Raw genomic sequence first — 16,217 nt, 5'->3', positions numbered from 1 at the left:
ATAAGACTAAGCACTGCGATCAGCACCTTCATTTATCTGTCTATTCTCAAATAATAAAATGACCCATCCTGTCGCCATTGAAATGCCCTCCACAAAACCACATTGGTGGTCGGTCTTCATTGCCTTTCTTCGACTTGGGTTAACCTCATTCGGCGGCCCGGTTGCGCATCTTGGGTATTTTCAGAAAGAGTTTGTTGAAAAACGAAAATGGTTAGATTCCACGAGGTATGCAGACTTGGTCGCGCTGTGCCAGTTCTTACCCGGTCCTGCTAGCAGTCAGGTGGGGATTGCGCTGGGGCTATCCCGTGCGGGTATCTCGGGAGCGATTGCTGCCTTTCTGGGATTTACCCTTCCTTCGGCCATGGCAATGTGCGTATTTGCGCTGATGTATGACGATCTTGGGAACGCATTGGGAGCCGAATTTTTGCAGGGATTCAAACTGGTCTCAGTCGCTGTGGTTGCGCAGGCGCTGTGGAGCATGGGTAAAAATTTTTCCAGAGGTACAATACGTACTATCATCACGCTCATCTCTGCCATCGCGGTGATGATGCTACCACCCACGATCGGCCAGATTTTGGTGATTATCGTCGCAGGATTGGTTGGCATAGCGTGTTTGCGCACAGAAAACAGTTCGCCTATCCATGCAGAAGACACGAACGTGTCAAAACGTACTGCAATCACTGCATTGATATTATTTTTTGTTTTATTGGCCGGATTGCCCCTACTTGCAAACACGCTTCAACTATATCCCGTGACCTTATTCGACAGTTTTTATAGGACCGGTGCCTTAGTTTTTGGCGGTGGTCACGTGGTACTTCCATTGCTGGAGTCTCAAGCAGTGCAAAGTGGCTGGGTGTCTCAAGAAGCATTTCTGGCAGGCTATGGGGCAACACAGGCAATGCCGGGGCCGTTGTTCACTTTTGCTGCATTTTTAGGGGCGATCTCAACGCAAACTCCCTCGGGCTGGATCGGTGCAAGTATCGCCCTGTTAGCGATATTTTTACCTGCTTTTTTACTGGTGATTGGCGCACTGCCTTTTTGGGAACGATGGCGGCACCAGCAAGTCTTAAGAAACGCATTGCTAGGTATTAATGCTGGCGTCGTTGGCCTGCTCTTAGCGGCGTTTTATCATCCGGTATGGACCAGCGCCATCCATCGACCGACTGATTTACTAGTGGCGATGGCAGCGCTGATGTTACTCATTATCGCCAAGCTTCCGGCGTGGTTAGTCGTCTTACTGACGGTATTATTTTCAGGCTTTTTTCTTTCCTAAATACGATGTGTCTTACCTACCCAGACTACCCATGAATCGATTCAAGATAATATGCCACATCTTCCATATTTTCTTTTGTCATGGCGTGAGAAACACCCTTCATCATTGCACCGCCAGGACGTTGTTCTGTGTTCTGAAATACATTTAACTGTTTGAGCAAATACGTCGCATGCTGACCGGCAAGTCTAGGGAAAATTTGATTTCCCTCAGCTTTGCCACCATGGCACGCAATACATGCTGGCACCTCTTTGTCTGAGATACCATGTTCATAAATATCCTGACCACGGACTACTTTTTCAGGCGCAGAAATTTTATTTTGTGACACTGCTTGTTGTTCAGAAAAATACGTTGCTAACCCTTGTATCTGTTCATCACTTAAGCTCGCGGTCACGCCCCACATGTAGTCATACCCATCTTTATCAGAGCGAGTATGTGCACGGAATCCTTGTAGCTGCGATATCAAATAAGCCTCTTGTTGCGCTGCCAGATTCGGGAAATTAGGCGAATTCGAATTTCCTGTCACACCATGACAGTTCGAACATTGCTGCGTCACAATCGTTTTAATCGGTACATGCTGTGTCACGATAGAGCGTGATCTTTCCGGCGTACTACAAGCATTCATCAATACGGCTATCAGCATCAACGCAGATATCGACTTATATTTCACGGTGTTCTCCAGCAAAGTTGATCGTCACAATGACGTGATGCTTAATAAGCGGCCCACACGTAGACAAACAAGGTGTTGTTGTCTTTCGCGTTACGTCCGGCACCATCAAAATTGCTACTGGCACCATTGAAGCGGTTGTATTTGTAATACTGCAAACCAACCCGAGCATACTGCATAGGCATCCAGAATAACTCTGGAATCACAATCCGCGTGTCGGGGTTATTATTCATACTTCCGCTGCCTGGGATAGGAATCATATTGCCCGTCCCGGTTCCATCGTCCTGTAAGCCAGCATACAGTGTTGCATCTGACGAACCCGTCGTCTGGTGGTAACTCAAACTGCCGCCGTAGGTGGCGCGATAGACATAACTGGCTTTTAACTGTAATTGGTTGAGCGTGTTTGTCGCATTGCTAGCAACACCCGTTACATCCCCACCGCGAATCGACTCATGGATATAACTCAATTGTGTCGTAAAGGCATGCTCATCTAACAAGTACTGATATTGCATATCGACACCGCGATCGCGGTAATGTGTCGTTGGCCCACTCGGAACCGTCGGATCAGGAAATACATCCGCATTCATACCAAACACCCCTGCCATCACATTATGTGGTCCCCATTCATGACTTAGCGCCAAACGCCAATAAGGGTTAGAACCACTCAATCTATTGCCGATATCATTCCCGGATTTCAGAATCGTCAGTGCGCCTTTCGCTGTCTGATACAGTGCTACCTCTGTGTATAAGGTTTTATTCCAAAATACATAAGCACCTAATCCTGCAACTTGCTGTCCAAGTTGCGATACCATCGGCGCCGCATTGGCACCCGTCACGCCAAAATTGGTAGGCACGTATTGGATCCACGCCGGCGCGGTGTTCCACACATCTGTCACTGAAGGATTGTTATTGAGACTGAGCCCGACAATCAGGTCGTTATTACTGCTGATAAAGCGATCCGCGTAGCGCAGATCAATGTTATCGGAATGAGAATGTCCGCTCCATTGATTCGTTGTCGGATCCTGATTCGCGTAATTGTCATACGTCGCCTGAGCAAACATCCCGATATTGTCAGTAATTTTTCCGGCTAAAAAAACGCTACCCGTCTGAAACAACGCAACCGCATTTTTAGGAAAATCTGAAGAAGGATCCGCATTGATCGTTTTGGTATAACTCGCAACACCCATCACAGAAAGGGGCACTGTCGGCCGTTCACCCAAGGTATAGCCCGTGAGTTTAAAAAGCCGGCCATAAGGCGTTAGCTCAGGATATTGGCCACCAGCATGGCAGGCAACACACGACTGCCCTGTTTGCCGCGCAAAGGTCGGCAGCGCCTGTGCAGCACCTGAAACGAGCATCATCACAACCGTCAATAGACCAAACAGTGATAAGACCAGAGGTCTACCGCTATGATTTTGTTGAATATTTTTCATCAATTACCTCGACATGCATCTGGGCTAGCAGAGAACCAATCCGATGATCAATGCCTGTTCATCAGAAACACGTGGCGCATGACGTAATTTATTTACTTAGATCAACATTATTTCAAGCGCTTGTCTTCAGGATAGGTTTGAGGTTTTTTGATCCATTGATAAAAATCAAGCTGGAACGAGTGAAAGTTAAAAAACAACACCCTTTTTTTTGTTCAATCAATGCTGATGATTTAACTGGCACTGACTTGTTTGGCGAGTGTATCTCGCTGTCCTCACTGTGACGTGATAAGTCTACCGAAGAAACAACTCTAGTCCGGACGTGGATAAACAGTGCGAGACAGCATTTTCCCGTTTTGGTCGACTCTGATAAGAACCATTTCACCTGCCGCCGTATCGACACCTGAATACGCCAAGATGTTGACCTGATGAGTGACCAAAATCAATGTCTTCGATCCTTTGTTCTTCATTTTCTGCGCAACAAACGCCGCTACATCATCGATGACCGAAACTGCGGTATTTTTCTCATCAAACGTAGAGGCCAATGTATTTTCTGAAGTCACTGAACCCACACTCAGCAATCTCGCTGTGTCGATTGTCCTGCACCATGGACTGGCATAGACCTCCGCTTCTTTCACACCTTGCTGTTTAAGCCATTGACCAATCCGTACCGCTTGCGCAATGCCCTCATCGCTGAGATTTCTTTGCGTTTTACAATCACCTAACTTGAACTCAGACGGATCACCGACACCTGGCGCGCGGGTGTGGCGCATCATCAGCAAATAATCCGGCGAGTGCAACCGATCAGCTACATCGCTGGTTTGCGCATGGCTGTTTGCAGACAATCCACATAGGACAAGCAATGCAGTCAACCACATCGTCATCCGCATCCTGTCGCTTAAACAATAAATCAATCTATGTATCTGAAAGTACATTGTATTCTGTCCTTACGACGAGATCGTCAACCACTGCCCTTTAAATAAAATAGGCCCAGACGGTTTTTCCGGATTACCGGAACCACCTTTGGGTTCCAGAGAAATTGCCAATACGGCTTGCTCCTGGGTCCGCATATGGTCTGGCATACGTAAAGTTGCCTGACCTGCGCTAGCAATCAATCCTAACGAATGCACTTTACCCTCTTTGGAAATCGACCATAACTCCAAGCTCTGATCTGCGCGGATGGTCTGAGTACTGACCATCCGGACCACGATCTCAGCACGCTGTTTATCACCTGTAATAAGCGCGACGGCTTGTGCTTTTTCATCGGTCAATGTGGCCACAAACTGCTCACCTGACTGTTCAGTTTGCTGACGCTCCAGTGTACTAAATAAGACGGATAACAAAATCATGACCGCAGCCGTCGAGGCCAGACCCAGCCCACGCCAAAAAGCCAGATCTTCACGTAACTCACGCCAGAAGCGCCAGCGATCCGGTTTCGTCTCTGGCAAGCCAACACGTTGCCGGATGCGCTCCCAGACCTGCGATGAAGGAACTGCTGTAGGCGTCATTTCAGCCATCGGCAATAAATGGGATTCCCATTGACGGACAACATGCCGGAGATTGGCTTCGGTTTGCAACCAGCCCTCAAAACGACGCCGTGCGCCACCACGTAAGGTCCCAAGGACGTATTGCGCTGCCAATTGATGATGCAGGCGGGTGTTTGCCATTAAACTTTGTATGTTCATGCTGCCTCCTTACGATTGAGGCATAAGCGCAATTTGTCCAGACCGCGTCGTATCCATGTTTTCACGGTACCGATTGGTAAGCTTAATTGTTGTGCAACTTCAGAATGCGATAAATCATGAAAAAAAGCCAGTGCCATTGCCTGTCGGTGAGCACTTTCCAGACGCGACATACACGACGACAAAGCCCGTGCATCCTGGCTCAACTCCAGCCGGCGCGCGGGCGTTGGCTCAGTACTTTCCAGCGCTTGTAGCAAATCCATATCAAAATCCTCTCCGTCGATTTCCACGTCATGATCCAAACGACGTAACTGATCAATTGCACGATGACGAACAATGGTGATCATCCACGTCATTGGGGCTGCGAGGCTGGATTGGTAACTACCAGCGTTATTCCATATATTGACATAGCTATCTTGCAATACTTCCTCTGCCAGCTCTCGCTTATGTAATATACGCAGCGCAAAGCCAAACAGTTTCGTTGATGTTGCATCATAAAGCGCCTGAAACGCGCGCCCATCTTGTTTTGCAATAGCAGAAAGCCAATGATGTAACTGGCTAGCATCAGCAGTGGCGGGGGCCTGTATCAATGGTATCTCCATGAGATGGATTATCGGGTGAAATCGAACGTCGTCAGTTGAATGACATCGCTCTCTAAATTGTAACGAAATTTTCGTCTAACAATGTCTCTGTTGCATCTGAAACCACAAAAACAAACTTATTTTAGTTTTTTTAAAAAAAATTGAATCCGCTTCAATTTTTCCTGCGTATCACTCTTGAGATCCTCTTCAGCTTTGAGCGGTTCTACTTTTATCTCATTTGGTCGCGCACAACAAAAGGAAAAAAAATGCAACTGATTCATTATTTCCGTTATGCCAGTATTCTCACTGGTCTGACGATCATCACCCAAGCGTCCCTTGCTCAAGAAATCACCCGACCTGATATGGGAAAATTAACCGCCACTGGTGGTGTCAATAGTGTAGAAGGTGTAGGAGGTGGTGGCATCACGCCATGGGCCTTAATCACCGGTTATGGCAGCCGAGACAGCTATGGGGCGAACGCCCACGTCACCCGCATTTCTACACAAGACTATGGTCTGACCTCCTATGGTGTCGCAGTCGGCATTGCGGATAGGGTTGAGGTATCTCTGGCCAATCAAGAGTTCACAGGAAGTCTCGCACCGCTCAATGCACTCAATATCCGGCAAGACATCGTTGGTATCAAAGTCAAAATCGCTGGTGATGCGGTCTATGACCAAGATAGCTCGATGCCACAGATCGCCGTCGGTGCAATGTATAAGCGGAACAATGGCATCAGCGGACTTGATGCGCTTGGCGTTACCAATGTCAAACAGCTCGGTGCAAAAGACGATCATGGGATTGATTACTACCTGTCTGCAACTAAAATTCTCTTAGATCAGAGCTTATTGCTCAACGGCACCGTTCGCTTTACCAAAGCGAATCAAATGGGAATACTTGGATTTGGTGGCGATAAAAAAGAGAGTGCCCAAGCCATGTTTGAAGGGTCTGCCGCCTATCTGATCAATCGGAAGCTGGCTGCCGGAGTCGAATACCGCATGAAACCTCACAACCTGAGTGTCGATAATGAAAAAGCGTACTACGACGTCTTTGTCGCTTGGTTCCCAACTAAAAATATCTCAGTCACCGCTGCCTATGCCCGACTTGGGGACATCACTATTTTCAATTCAAAGGACCAGCATGGCTGGTATTTATCGTTACAGACTGGCTTCTGACTGACGACGCTACCACCACACACTCCTTATTTTGATCAGAAATACTCTCTTTTAAAACATCTAAATGAAAAACTTTATCCCGTTCATGAGCCCATCCACCTTTAACACCTTGCTTGCGACGTTATCTAGCGTAGCAGTATTGAGCTTAGCGATACAGACGCATGCGCAGGCTGAGTCTGCGAGCGATGCGGTCTACCAAGGGTTGGGACAAAAAGCAGGTATTGCCAGCTTCGTACAAGACTTCGTCGAGATCATCACCACCGATCATCGTATCAGTACAGCATTCTCTGACACCGATAAAGATCGGTTGGGTTTTATGCTCACGGAACAGTTTTGTGAGCTCAGTGGCGGCCCTTGCAAATACAGTGGGAAAACGATGAGCAATGCTCACCAAGGAATGAACATCACCAATGCGCAATTCAATGCCTTGGCGGAAGATCTACAAATGGCGATGGAGAAGCACCATATTGCCTTCTCCGTACAAAATAAATTAATCGCCAAGCTGGCCCCAATGCAACGTACGGTCGTGACAAAATAAAAAAAATATCATGCAGAACAATTTCTTACACCACGAATGTGGTGACACCCCACTTGCACGTCATCATCGTGCGCTAAACATCGTTCAACGTCTGGCATTGATTCTGCTGATGAGTCTGTGGATTGCGCGTCAAGCGTCAGCAGCTGATTTAGTGGTAACGGCAATAGATAAAAATGGTAGTCCCATGTCTGATGTCATTATCTACGCCACCCCATTGCACGGCCCGCTACCAGTTACTACGAAGGCTGCCAATGTCGTGATCAGTCAGAGTGGGATGCAATTCTCACCCTATGTGACAGCAGTACGTACTGGGACACAGGTTGAGTTCCCGAATTACGACAAGATGGAACATCACGTCAAATCGTTTTCATCTGCAAAAGAATTTGAGATCAAAACCTACGACAGAGGAGTAACCCCACCTCCTGTGTTGTTTGACAAGGCAGGGATCGTTGTTGTGTACTGCTTACTACACAATTGGATGCGTGCGTATGTCCTTGTACTTGATACGCCGTATTTTGCAAAATCGGACAACAATGGCGTCACCAGAATTGAGCACCTACCTGAAGGTGAATACAAACTAGAAGCATGGCACCCAAACATGGGCAGTATTAAGCCACCACTCAAGCAGCGTGTGAATGTGGTTGCTGATAATCCGACAGTACATTTTCAGTTTGATTTCGTGCCAATTGCCAGAAAAACAAAATGATCACTACTGTGCTCTGAAAATAAAACAAATGATCGCAAGCGACCTTATCTATTCATTGATGAGCTGGCGTCGAATCCCAGATACGGGATACGGGATGCCATTATCCGCCCCAAGTGTCTAAGATTTTATTGAGGCTCCCATCCGCGGTCATAGAATTGAGCGCGTTATTAAGGCGCTCGATAATTCGATTCGCGTCTGGGTAAGAATGGGCAATAGCAAAGTGATTAGGATCTAAAGCGACTGGTGTTTTTTGAATGCTTAAATCATTCATGTCGATATCAGCTAATTGTGCGTTTAATCTGACTGCCGGTCGCCCGCCAGGCATCACTGCTGCATCGATTCTACCGAAAGCAAGTTTTTTCAGGCGCGATTTTGCATTGCTGTCTTCATCGATCACGACCAGCGGAAGCTCATTGACAAATTTTTCACCATACCTTGAACCGCGATTAACGCCGACGACCAAGCCTTTGAGATCTGCGAGACTACTCGCTATGAGGTTTCTCTTTTTCATCGTGACAATCAATACTTTGTCAACGACGACAGGGAGTGAGTATTTAAAAACTTTTTCCCTTTCAGGAAGATACGACAACCCACAAACCACGCCTTCTCCCCGTTCGGCCATTTGTACTGCTCGCGTCCATGGACCAGCAACAACGTTAATCTTGTAACCTGCACGACGTGCCGCTTCCGCTGCTATCACCGCAAAATAACCATCTGGTTTTCCTTCCGTATTAAGAAACATTTTTGGTGGACTTTCACTACCAATAATCATCGTCAGCGTCGTCTCTGCGGCGTAGGTTACCGCACACCAAAAACTCAGACACAGCATTAAGATCGCGCGCTTGTAATACGAAAAAGAAGAACCAATTTCTATCGAAAACATGTTTAATTCCAGTCCCAGCTAAAGACAGATCGGTCATCTTGACCTATGCATATTACTTCTTATTAATAAAAATTGTCTGATCACTGTCCTTAAACAAACATGAGCAACTTATATATCACCATCTTCAATCATCTTATCGCTCACAATACTACAAAATTTTTTATGTCGCATACCCTCGTCGATACGTGGATCCGACACATAAAAACTATGCAACTTTGGTAATTGGTACTTTATCAAAAAAACCGTATAGAGATGAGTGACATCATGCAGATCATTTATATGATGCTCGGTATCCTTTTCACTATATCCAAAAAATTTTATAAATTCAATTAGACAAATAACAGATAAAAATATAGTATCCCCCCCTATATTAAAAAGAGATCAGTATGAGCCATACCATCCGTGAAAAACAGAAGCTGTTAAACCGCGTCCGACGGATTCGTGGACAAATTGAAGCCATTGAACGCGCATTGACTGAAGAGTCTGGATGTGACGATGTCCTGCAACTCATTACAAGTTGTCGTGGCGCCATGAATGGCCTGCTTGCAAAAGTACTGGAAGATCATATCCGTACTCATTTAGTCGATACCGAAGCCGAACATGCCGGAAAGCATGGAGATGCACGTGAACAGTTAATTGACGTTGTTCATAGCTACTTTAAATAATCCGCACTATTTTCTTGAGATTCTCGATGAACAATTTCTACGATAGTCCTTTCACCAGTGAACACCAACATGTGTTTCTGGGTGACGGACATGAAACCAGTGAACGTAAAACCTGGAGTGTCATCGCACTGTGCAGTGTGATGATGGTGATTGAAATTATAGGTGGTAGTTATTTTGGTTCTCTGGCATTAGTTGCCGATGGTTTGCATATGTCGACGCATGCAGGTGCGATGCTGATCGCTGCATTGGCATATACCTATGCTCGCAAGCATGCTCATGATCCAAAATTTATTTTTGGTACCGGAAAGTTAGGTGATCTCGCAGGATTTACCAGTGCCATTATTCTGGCGATGATTGCCTTATTGATTGGCTATGAAGCGGTTGCACGTTTGATTTCACCGGTAGATATTCATTTTGGAGAGGCAATTCCTATTGCTGTCGTCGGTCTGCTGGTCAATATTGCCAGCGCATGGTTATTAAGTGCTGACCACCACCATGGGCATAGCCATGGTCACGACCATGGACACGCTCATCATGACGAAGAACACCATCATAGCGATGACCATGCTGATGAAACACAGTATATTCAAAGTGATGCAGGCACTCTGGCATTATCCATTTTTGAAGATGGTGTTCCACCAGTATTCCGTGTCAAACAACTGTCAGACAACGATTTGCTTCTTGCAGAAGACCTGACTGTAGTCACGATTCGTCCAGATGGATTACGACAAACCTTTATATTTGCACAACACGATGGATTCCTTGAGTCGACAGCGGCTATCCCTGAACCCCACGCCTTTGATGTCGAACTAGAGTTAAAAGACACACAGCACATTTTGCATTTTGAAGAACATCACAACCATGACGGCCATCATCATCACCATGTTGATGCAACGGATCACAATATGCGCGCTGCCTATGTGCATGTGATCGCCGATACGGCAGTATCAGTATTAGCGATTATTGGATTGATACTCGCTAGCATATTTGGCTGGCTGTGGATGGATGCACTCGCTGGCATCGTCGGTGCACTCGTGATTGCGAACTGGTCCTACGGACTAGCAAAAGATACTGGTGCGATTTTGCTGGATATGAATCTCGATCAACGTCTGTTAAACAAAGTCCGTGCGGTTGTTGAAAAAAATGGCGATCAGGTCCTCGACTTACACGTATGGCGCCTAGGGCCTGGACACTTTGGCGCGATCGTCTCGTTGACAACGAACAAGGGTCAAGTCATTCCTGCTTTTTACCAGCGTGTTCTAAAGCAGATTACGGGCCTCTCACATATTACCGTTGAAGTTCATCATCAATCTCAATAAAACGATGAGTGTTAAATCACCTTGTATTGAAGTATGTAAATTTGATGGCAAAAGCGGCTGGTGCGTAGCCTGCCTACGTACTCTCGCTGAATGCAGAGAATGGAGCAAAATGAAAGATCACCGTCGCCATCAGATATTGCATGAACGGTCAACCCGCGAAAAAAAATTAATCGCAAAAGGTATCCAACTCTACCAACCTAGCGAGATATAACTACGCTGTCTCAAACAAGGAAGATCATGCTGTGGACAATAGTCAAATTGTTGGTGACCTCAGGAATGATTGTCTTGATTTCCGAAGTAGCAAAACGAAGTGACCGGATTGGCGGGCTCATTGCGGCACTGCCGTTAGTAACACTACTGACGTTGATCTGGTTACGGTTAGAAAATCAGACGGAAGAAAAAATTGCGAACCATGCGTGGTACACATTTTGGTATGTCATACCGACGCTACCCATGTTTCTGGCATTTCCATGGTTGCTCGAAAGGTTCGGTTTTTGGCCAGCATTGTTATGCGCGGCATTGTTGAGCATAGTTTGTTTTTTGGGGTTTGCGGTGATTGTGCGTCGCTTCGGTATTCAGTTAATGTAAGGACATACCATCATTGCTCAGAATAAAAAATCGCCCTGATTTCAGTCTGAGGTATCCCAAGACTGAAATCAGGGCGATTGCTTCTATAGGCAGAGGCTAATCAGCAACAACCTGCCACAACGCAACATTAGGCGAGATCAAAACGATCTGCATTCATCACTTTGTTCCATGCCGCAATAAAGTCACTCACAAATCGGCTCTGTGCATCGTTGCTTGCGTACACCTCAGCTAATGAACGTAACTGAGAATTAGAACCAAATACGAGATCAACCGTCGTACCAGTCCACTTCAGTTGACCCGATTGACGATCTCGGCCTTCCAGTACGCCGTCAGTGCCTGATTTTTTCCATTGTGTATTCATATCCAGCAAATTCACAAAGAAGTCATTCGTCAGATGCTCAGGACGTTTTGTAAAGACGCCATGCTGAGTTCCGCCTGCGTTGGTGTTCAATACACGCAGGCCACCGACGAGCACGGTCAATTCAGGCGCACTCAGATTCAATAGCTGCGCCTTATCGATCAGCAATTCTGCAACCGAGGATGACAGGCCTGGACGCGCATAATTGCGGAAACCATCGGCAGCAGGTTCAAGCACAGCAAATGACTCCACATCCGTCTGCTCTTGCGAGGTATCCATGCGACCTGGCATGAAAGGAACCTTCACATCATGACCCGCATTTTTAGCGGCTTGTTCGACACCTGCGGCACCACCTAAGACGATCAGATCAGCGAGAGAAATCTTTTTACCTCCTGCTTGAGCGCTGTTAAATGCCTGCTGTACTTGCGTCAGCGTCGCCAATACTTGTTGCAGCTGCGCAGGCTGATTCACTTCCCAGTCTTTCTGTGGAGCGAGTTGCAGACGTGCACCATTGGCACCACCACGTTTGTCGCTGCCACGGAATGTCGACGCAGAAGCCCACGCCGTGTTCACAAGTTGCGATACGGTTAAACCAGACTTGAGCAAACTTGCTTTCAGACCAGCAATATCGCTCTCATCCACCAATGTATGATCAACAGCAGGGATAGGATCTTGCCAGATCAATACTTCTTGCGGCACCAACGGACCCAAATAGCGACCGACTGGTCCCATGTCACGATGAGTCAGCTTGAACCAAGCACGGGAAAATGCGTCGGCTAATTCCTGTGGATTTTCTAGGAAACGACGAGAGATTTTTTCATACGCTGGATCAGCACGCAATGCCAAATCAGCTGTCGTCATCATTGGGGCATGACGGCGCGTTGGATCATGCGCATCTGGTACCGTTGTTTTAGCTGCTGGATCGGTTGGTGTCCACTGATGAGCGCCAGCTGGACTCTTGGTCAATTCCCATTCGTAACCGAACAAGGTCTCAAAATAACTGTTATCCCACTGGGTTGGAGTCGGTGTCCACGCACCTTCGATACCGCTCGTTGTCGTATAAACACCCTTACCCGTGCCGAAGCTATTTTTCCAGCCCAGACCCTGCTCTTCGATATCCGCACCTTCTGGTTCTTTACCAACCAATGCCGGATCGCCTGCGCCATGGGCTTTTCCAAAAGTATGGCCACCCGCAACCAAAGCGACAGTTTCTTCATCATTCATCGCCATGCGGGCAAAGGTTTCACGAATATCACGTGCCGATGCCAGCGGATCAGGTTTGCCGTTAGGGCCTTCAGGATTGACGTAGATTAACCCCATCTGCACTGCTGCCAATGGTTTTTCTAACTCACGGTCGCCACTATAGCGTTGATCGTCTAGCCATTTGCCTTCAGAACCCCAGTAAATGTCCTCCTCAGGCTCCCAGATATCAGGTCGTCCACCCGCAAAGCCAAACGTTTTAAAGCCCATCGATTCCAACGCAACATTACCCGCTAAAATCATCAAATCAGCCCAAGAGAGGTGATTGCCATACTTTTGCTTAATCGGCCATAACAAGCGACGTGCTTTATCTAGGTTACCATTGTCAGGCCAGCTATTGAGTGGCGCGAAACGTTGTGCACCAGCCCCAGCACCGCCACGACCATCGGTGACGCGATAGGTGCCTGCACTATGCCATGCCATACGAATAAAGAGTGGACCATAGTGACCATAATCAGCGGGCCACCAATCCTGAGAATCGGTCATTAATGCGTTCAAATCTGCGACCACCGCATGGAGATCCAGCGCCTTAAATGCCTCAGTGTAATTAAAATCGCCATGCATCGGATTTGCCCGCGCCGAATGCTGATGCAATATTTTTAAATTTAATTGATTCGGCCACCAGTCAGCGTTGCTTTGATGACTGGCAACAGTATTTTTGCTCGTGTTGTGCGGAAAAGGGCATTTTGCTTCGTTTGACATGGTATCTCCTGTGGCGTGTTGAAAGATGATGCAGGGACGATTCTAGAGCGCGACTACCAATTAATCTATTTAATTAAAAATATCCATTCAATAAATTTTTACTATCAACAAATAAATCGGTGTTTCTACGTCAGCTTTGGATATATTCAATACAATGACAAATGCTGTCACTCGCTATAATTGGGGATGATTAAGAAGATCAACATCGATACGATCAACTTAACACCAACAACGATGAGGTCTGCGATAGCGATACCCTACGCTAACAGAAACGACAAAAGAACATAAAACGTTCAAATAAAAGATGCTAAACGTCGTCAGTGTAGGGGTGAATCAGGGACGTTTCAAGGTAAGGCAATCAGTAATACGTCGCTTTCCTGAGGATATGGTCCGAGAGCCAACTATTGGTGCCATCTGAAGCTGCACTGACGGATTAGATGTAGTGCAATTGAACTTCTTTTACGACTTGCTAACCCATTACTTTTAGTTCTTGGTAAGACTGAGAAGATGTTTGACGTGTAGCATGTTGTTTTGATCAGTGTCAACAAACACAAGATGAAGTTGACCAACGATATCAGATAATTCATACCCCATGTGATTCAACTAATTTTCTAGATGTAAGCAATTATTTTTGAAGCAACTGCATGGCCGCTTTTACTTTGGTTGTCGTCGAATTGTTTTGTACACGATGATCTAACTTAAAGAACTCAACAAGTTTGCGAAGTCCCATTGCCTGCTCACTTAATAATTCCGATGCTGCAGCGACCTCTTCAACTAAAGAAGCGTTCTGCTGCGTGACTTGATCGAGCTGATTAATCGCCTGATGAATCTGTTGCAGTCCTGTCGTTTGCTCACCGTTTGCAGTACTAATTTCACTGATCACGTCAGAAACTTTTCTAACACTAACAATCACGTTATCGATAGTTTGGCCAGCTTCATCAACTTTCTTTGCGCCAGTACCAACTTTTTCGACCGTATCAGAAATCAATATTTTTATTTCTTTTGCAGCGATTGCACTACGCTGTGCAAGGCTACGTACCTCACTGGCAACGACCGCAAAACCACGACCTTGTTCGCCAGCTCTGGCTGCTTCCACCGCGGCATTTAATGCAAGGATATTTGTTTGAAATGCGATACCGTCAATCACGCTGATAATATCAACGATTTTCTTTGAAGAGTCGCTAATTGAGTTCATGGTGGCGATGACTTCGTTCACCATTCCCCCGCCATCCGCCGCAATATCAGATGCAGATGCAGCAAGCTGATTGGCCTGGCGTGAATTATCGGCGTTATTTTTAACGGTTGAAGTCAACTCCTCCACCGAAGATGCTGTTTCTTCTATCGCACCGGCCTGTGTTTGTGAACGCATAGAAAGATCTGCATTACCAATTGAAATTTCTTTAGAGGCATTTGAAATTGTCTCAGCGCCCTGAGCAACATTTGTGACAACCTCTGCGATATTGTTACGCATCATATTGATGGCGGAAATCAGGCTATTAGGATGGGCTTTACCCACGTCAATATTGACTGTCAGGTCACCCGTCGCAAGTTGTCTGGCAATATAACGGACATAAAGCGGGTCAGCGCCTAACTGGTGCAGCAATGAGCGGGTAATCAAGGTGCCAACTGCGATTGAGAAGACGATGGCACCAACAGAAAATAACACGATCACGAGCCGCAGCTCGCTATATTCCCGCGCCTCAATCAATTTGTCCTGTTTATTTTTTTCACGTTGCAAATTAATGTAACTATGAATATTGTCTTGCCAGATAGCATTGGCAGGGTTGGCATCTGCGAGTAAAAAAACAATACTCTGATCTTTGTTCTGCTTAGCCATCTCAAGAAACTGGTTATTCTTAGCGCGTGCGACCTCCATGTCTTTTTTTATTTCATCGACAAAATTCTTGTCCCTGGGATCCAAAGGCATTCCCTGCAAAGAGGTGAACGCTTTATCGTATTCATTACGGGCCGCAATAATTTTTTGGAATTCACGATCATAAACGGTCTGATCAGTAATCAATGCAAGCGAGCGAATTACGCGCGATACAATGTGGACGGAGTTAGACATGTCTTCTAGCAACGTCATCTTAACGGTATTGACCTCTGTCACATGCTTGAGTGTATCGTTAGCCTCAGACATTCCGTATAAGCCCGATATCGCAACAGACACTAGACAAACCAAAACAATGGCGTAGCCCATTACCATTTTAAATTTAACCGTTAAGTTTGACATATTCATTTTCGCCACCATTCATTAAAGATATTGGGTTGGTTGATACCAAAGAGTCCAACAACGACAGGAGCTACAAAAGATATTTCCTCAAAGAATTGTTATACCAAATCAAACTCACAAAAATTTTCTGATTGTTAATGCAGAAAATTGACGCCTTCATTTG

At 46.2% G+C, this 16,217-nt stretch carries 16 protein-coding genes; 8 read left to right on the top strand and 8 right to left on the bottom strand.

Annotated features, from left to right (window positions below; translation table 11 throughout):
- The first annotated feature begins 58 nt into the window (after window positions 1-58).
- The gene (chrA, locus tag ACO0KV_RS12480) at window positions 59-1,273 is read left to right on the top strand and encodes a chromate efflux transporter (protein WP_423042856.1); all 1,215 of its coding nucleotides are present in this window, start codon (window positions 59-61) and stop codon (window positions 1,271-1,273) included.
- A gap of 25 nt (window positions 1,274-1,298) precedes the next feature.
- Here chrA and ACO0KV_RS12475 read toward each other — a convergent pair whose 3' ends face one another.
- From ACO0KV_RS12475 to ACO0KV_RS12455, 5 genes are all read right to left on the bottom strand, one after another.
- Window positions 1,299-1,940 (bottom strand): c-type cytochrome, encoded by a 642-nt coding sequence (locus tag ACO0KV_RS12475; protein ID WP_423042855.1) that lies wholly within the window; start codon window positions 1,938-1,940, stop codon window positions 1,299-1,301.
- A 41-nt stretch (window positions 1,941-1,981) separates the two neighbouring features.
- Complete coding sequence (locus ACO0KV_RS12470) at window positions 1,982-3,370, bottom strand: cytochrome C (protein ID WP_423042854.1); 1,389 nt, start codon at window positions 3,368-3,370, stop codon at window positions 1,982-1,984.
- 308 nt (window positions 3,371-3,678) lie between these two features.
- Entirely contained in the window at window positions 3,679-4,251 is a 573-nt protein-coding gene (locus ACO0KV_RS12465) for a histidine phosphatase family protein (protein WP_423042853.1), read from the bottom strand.
- Between the two features lie 63 nt (window positions 4,252-4,314).
- Window positions 4,315-5,052 (bottom strand): anti-sigma factor, encoded by a 738-nt coding sequence (locus ACO0KV_RS12460; RefSeq protein ID WP_423042852.1) that lies wholly within the window; start codon window positions 5,050-5,052, stop codon window positions 4,315-4,317.
- Window positions 5,049-5,651, bottom strand: a complete 603-nt coding sequence (locus ACO0KV_RS12455) for a sigma-70 family RNA polymerase sigma factor (protein ID WP_423042851.1) — start codon at window positions 5,649-5,651, stop codon at window positions 5,049-5,051. Before ACO0KV_RS12455 ends, ACO0KV_RS12460 begins: the two co-directional genes overlap by 4 nt.
- Before the next feature lie 341 nt (window positions 5,652-5,992).
- Between ACO0KV_RS12455 and ACO0KV_RS12450 the strand changes: the two genes are divergently transcribed.
- From ACO0KV_RS12450 to ACO0KV_RS12440, 3 genes are all read left to right on the top strand, one after another.
- On the top strand, window positions 5,993-6,802 hold the full coding sequence (locus ACO0KV_RS12450; protein WP_423042876.1) for a DUF3034 family protein: 810 nt from the start codon (window positions 5,993-5,995) through the stop codon (window positions 6,800-6,802).
- A gap of 64 nt (window positions 6,803-6,866) precedes the next feature.
- Window positions 6,867-7,340 (top strand): group I truncated hemoglobin, encoded by a 474-nt coding sequence (locus ACO0KV_RS12445; protein WP_423042850.1) that lies wholly within the window; start codon window positions 6,867-6,869, stop codon window positions 7,338-7,340.
- Window positions 7,341-7,350: 10 nt separating this feature from the next.
- Window positions 7,351-8,046 carry a methylamine utilization protein gene (locus ACO0KV_RS12440; protein WP_423042849.1) on the top strand — a complete coding sequence of 232 codons (696 nt, stop codon included), beginning with the start codon at window positions 7,351-7,353 and terminating at the stop codon, window positions 8,044-8,046.
- A 100-nt stretch (window positions 8,047-8,146) separates the two neighbouring features.
- Here the strand turns inward: ACO0KV_RS12440 and ACO0KV_RS12435 are convergent, their stop codons facing one another.
- Window positions 8,147-8,929 (bottom strand): substrate-binding periplasmic protein, encoded by a 783-nt coding sequence (locus ACO0KV_RS12435; protein WP_423042848.1) that lies wholly within the window; start codon window positions 8,927-8,929, stop codon window positions 8,147-8,149.
- 386 nt (window positions 8,930-9,315) lie between these two features.
- Here ACO0KV_RS12435 and ACO0KV_RS12430 point away from each other — a divergent pair, with 386 nt between their 5' ends.
- From ACO0KV_RS12430 to ACO0KV_RS12415, 4 genes are read left to right on the top strand one after another with little or no spacing between them, the layout of a single operon-like run.
- Window positions 9,316-9,594 carry a metal/formaldehyde-sensitive transcriptional repressor gene (locus tag ACO0KV_RS12430; RefSeq protein WP_423042847.1) on the top strand — a complete coding sequence of 93 codons (279 nt, stop codon included), beginning with the start codon at window positions 9,316-9,318 and terminating at the stop codon, window positions 9,592-9,594.
- Between the two features lie 26 nt (window positions 9,595-9,620).
- Window positions 9,621-10,913, top strand: coding sequence for a CDF family Co(II)/Ni(II) efflux transporter DmeF (dmeF, locus tag ACO0KV_RS12425; RefSeq protein WP_423042846.1), 1,293 nt, complete (start codon window positions 9,621-9,623; stop codon window positions 10,911-10,913).
- Window positions 10,914-10,917: 4 nt separating this feature from the next.
- Window positions 10,918-11,124 (top strand): DUF1289 domain-containing protein, encoded by a 207-nt coding sequence (locus ACO0KV_RS12420; RefSeq protein ID WP_423042845.1) that lies wholly within the window; start codon window positions 10,918-10,920, stop codon window positions 11,122-11,124.
- 26 nt (window positions 11,125-11,150) lie between these two features.
- Entirely contained in the window at window positions 11,151-11,501 is a 351-nt protein-coding gene (locus ACO0KV_RS12415) for a DUF3147 family protein (RefSeq protein ID WP_423042844.1), read from the top strand.
- Between the two features lie 127 nt (window positions 11,502-11,628).
- On the opposite strand, the gene katG is transcribed toward ACO0KV_RS12415, so the two are convergent.
- Together katG and ACO0KV_RS12405 are read right to left on the bottom strand one after the other, a co-directional pair.
- The gene (gene katG / locus ACO0KV_RS12410; RefSeq protein WP_423042843.1) at window positions 11,629-13,821 is read right to left on the bottom strand and encodes a catalase/peroxidase HPI; all 2,193 of its coding nucleotides are present in this window, start codon (window positions 13,819-13,821) and stop codon (window positions 11,629-11,631) included.
- Window positions 13,822-14,446: 625 nt separating this feature from the next.
- Window positions 14,447-16,060, bottom strand: a complete 1,614-nt coding sequence (locus tag ACO0KV_RS12405) for a methyl-accepting chemotaxis protein (protein ID WP_423042842.1) — start codon at window positions 16,058-16,060, stop codon at window positions 14,447-14,449.
- Window positions 16,061-16,217 lie beyond the last annotated feature (157 nt).

This window comes from Undibacterium sp. RuRC25W (assembly GCF_049339825.1).
In the GTDB taxonomy this organism is placed as follows: domain Bacteria; phylum Pseudomonadota; class Gammaproteobacteria; order Burkholderiales; family Burkholderiaceae_D; genus Undibacterium.
Note: the sequence above shows the minus strand (reverse complement) of the source record. Positions and strands in the feature narration are given on the sequence as shown.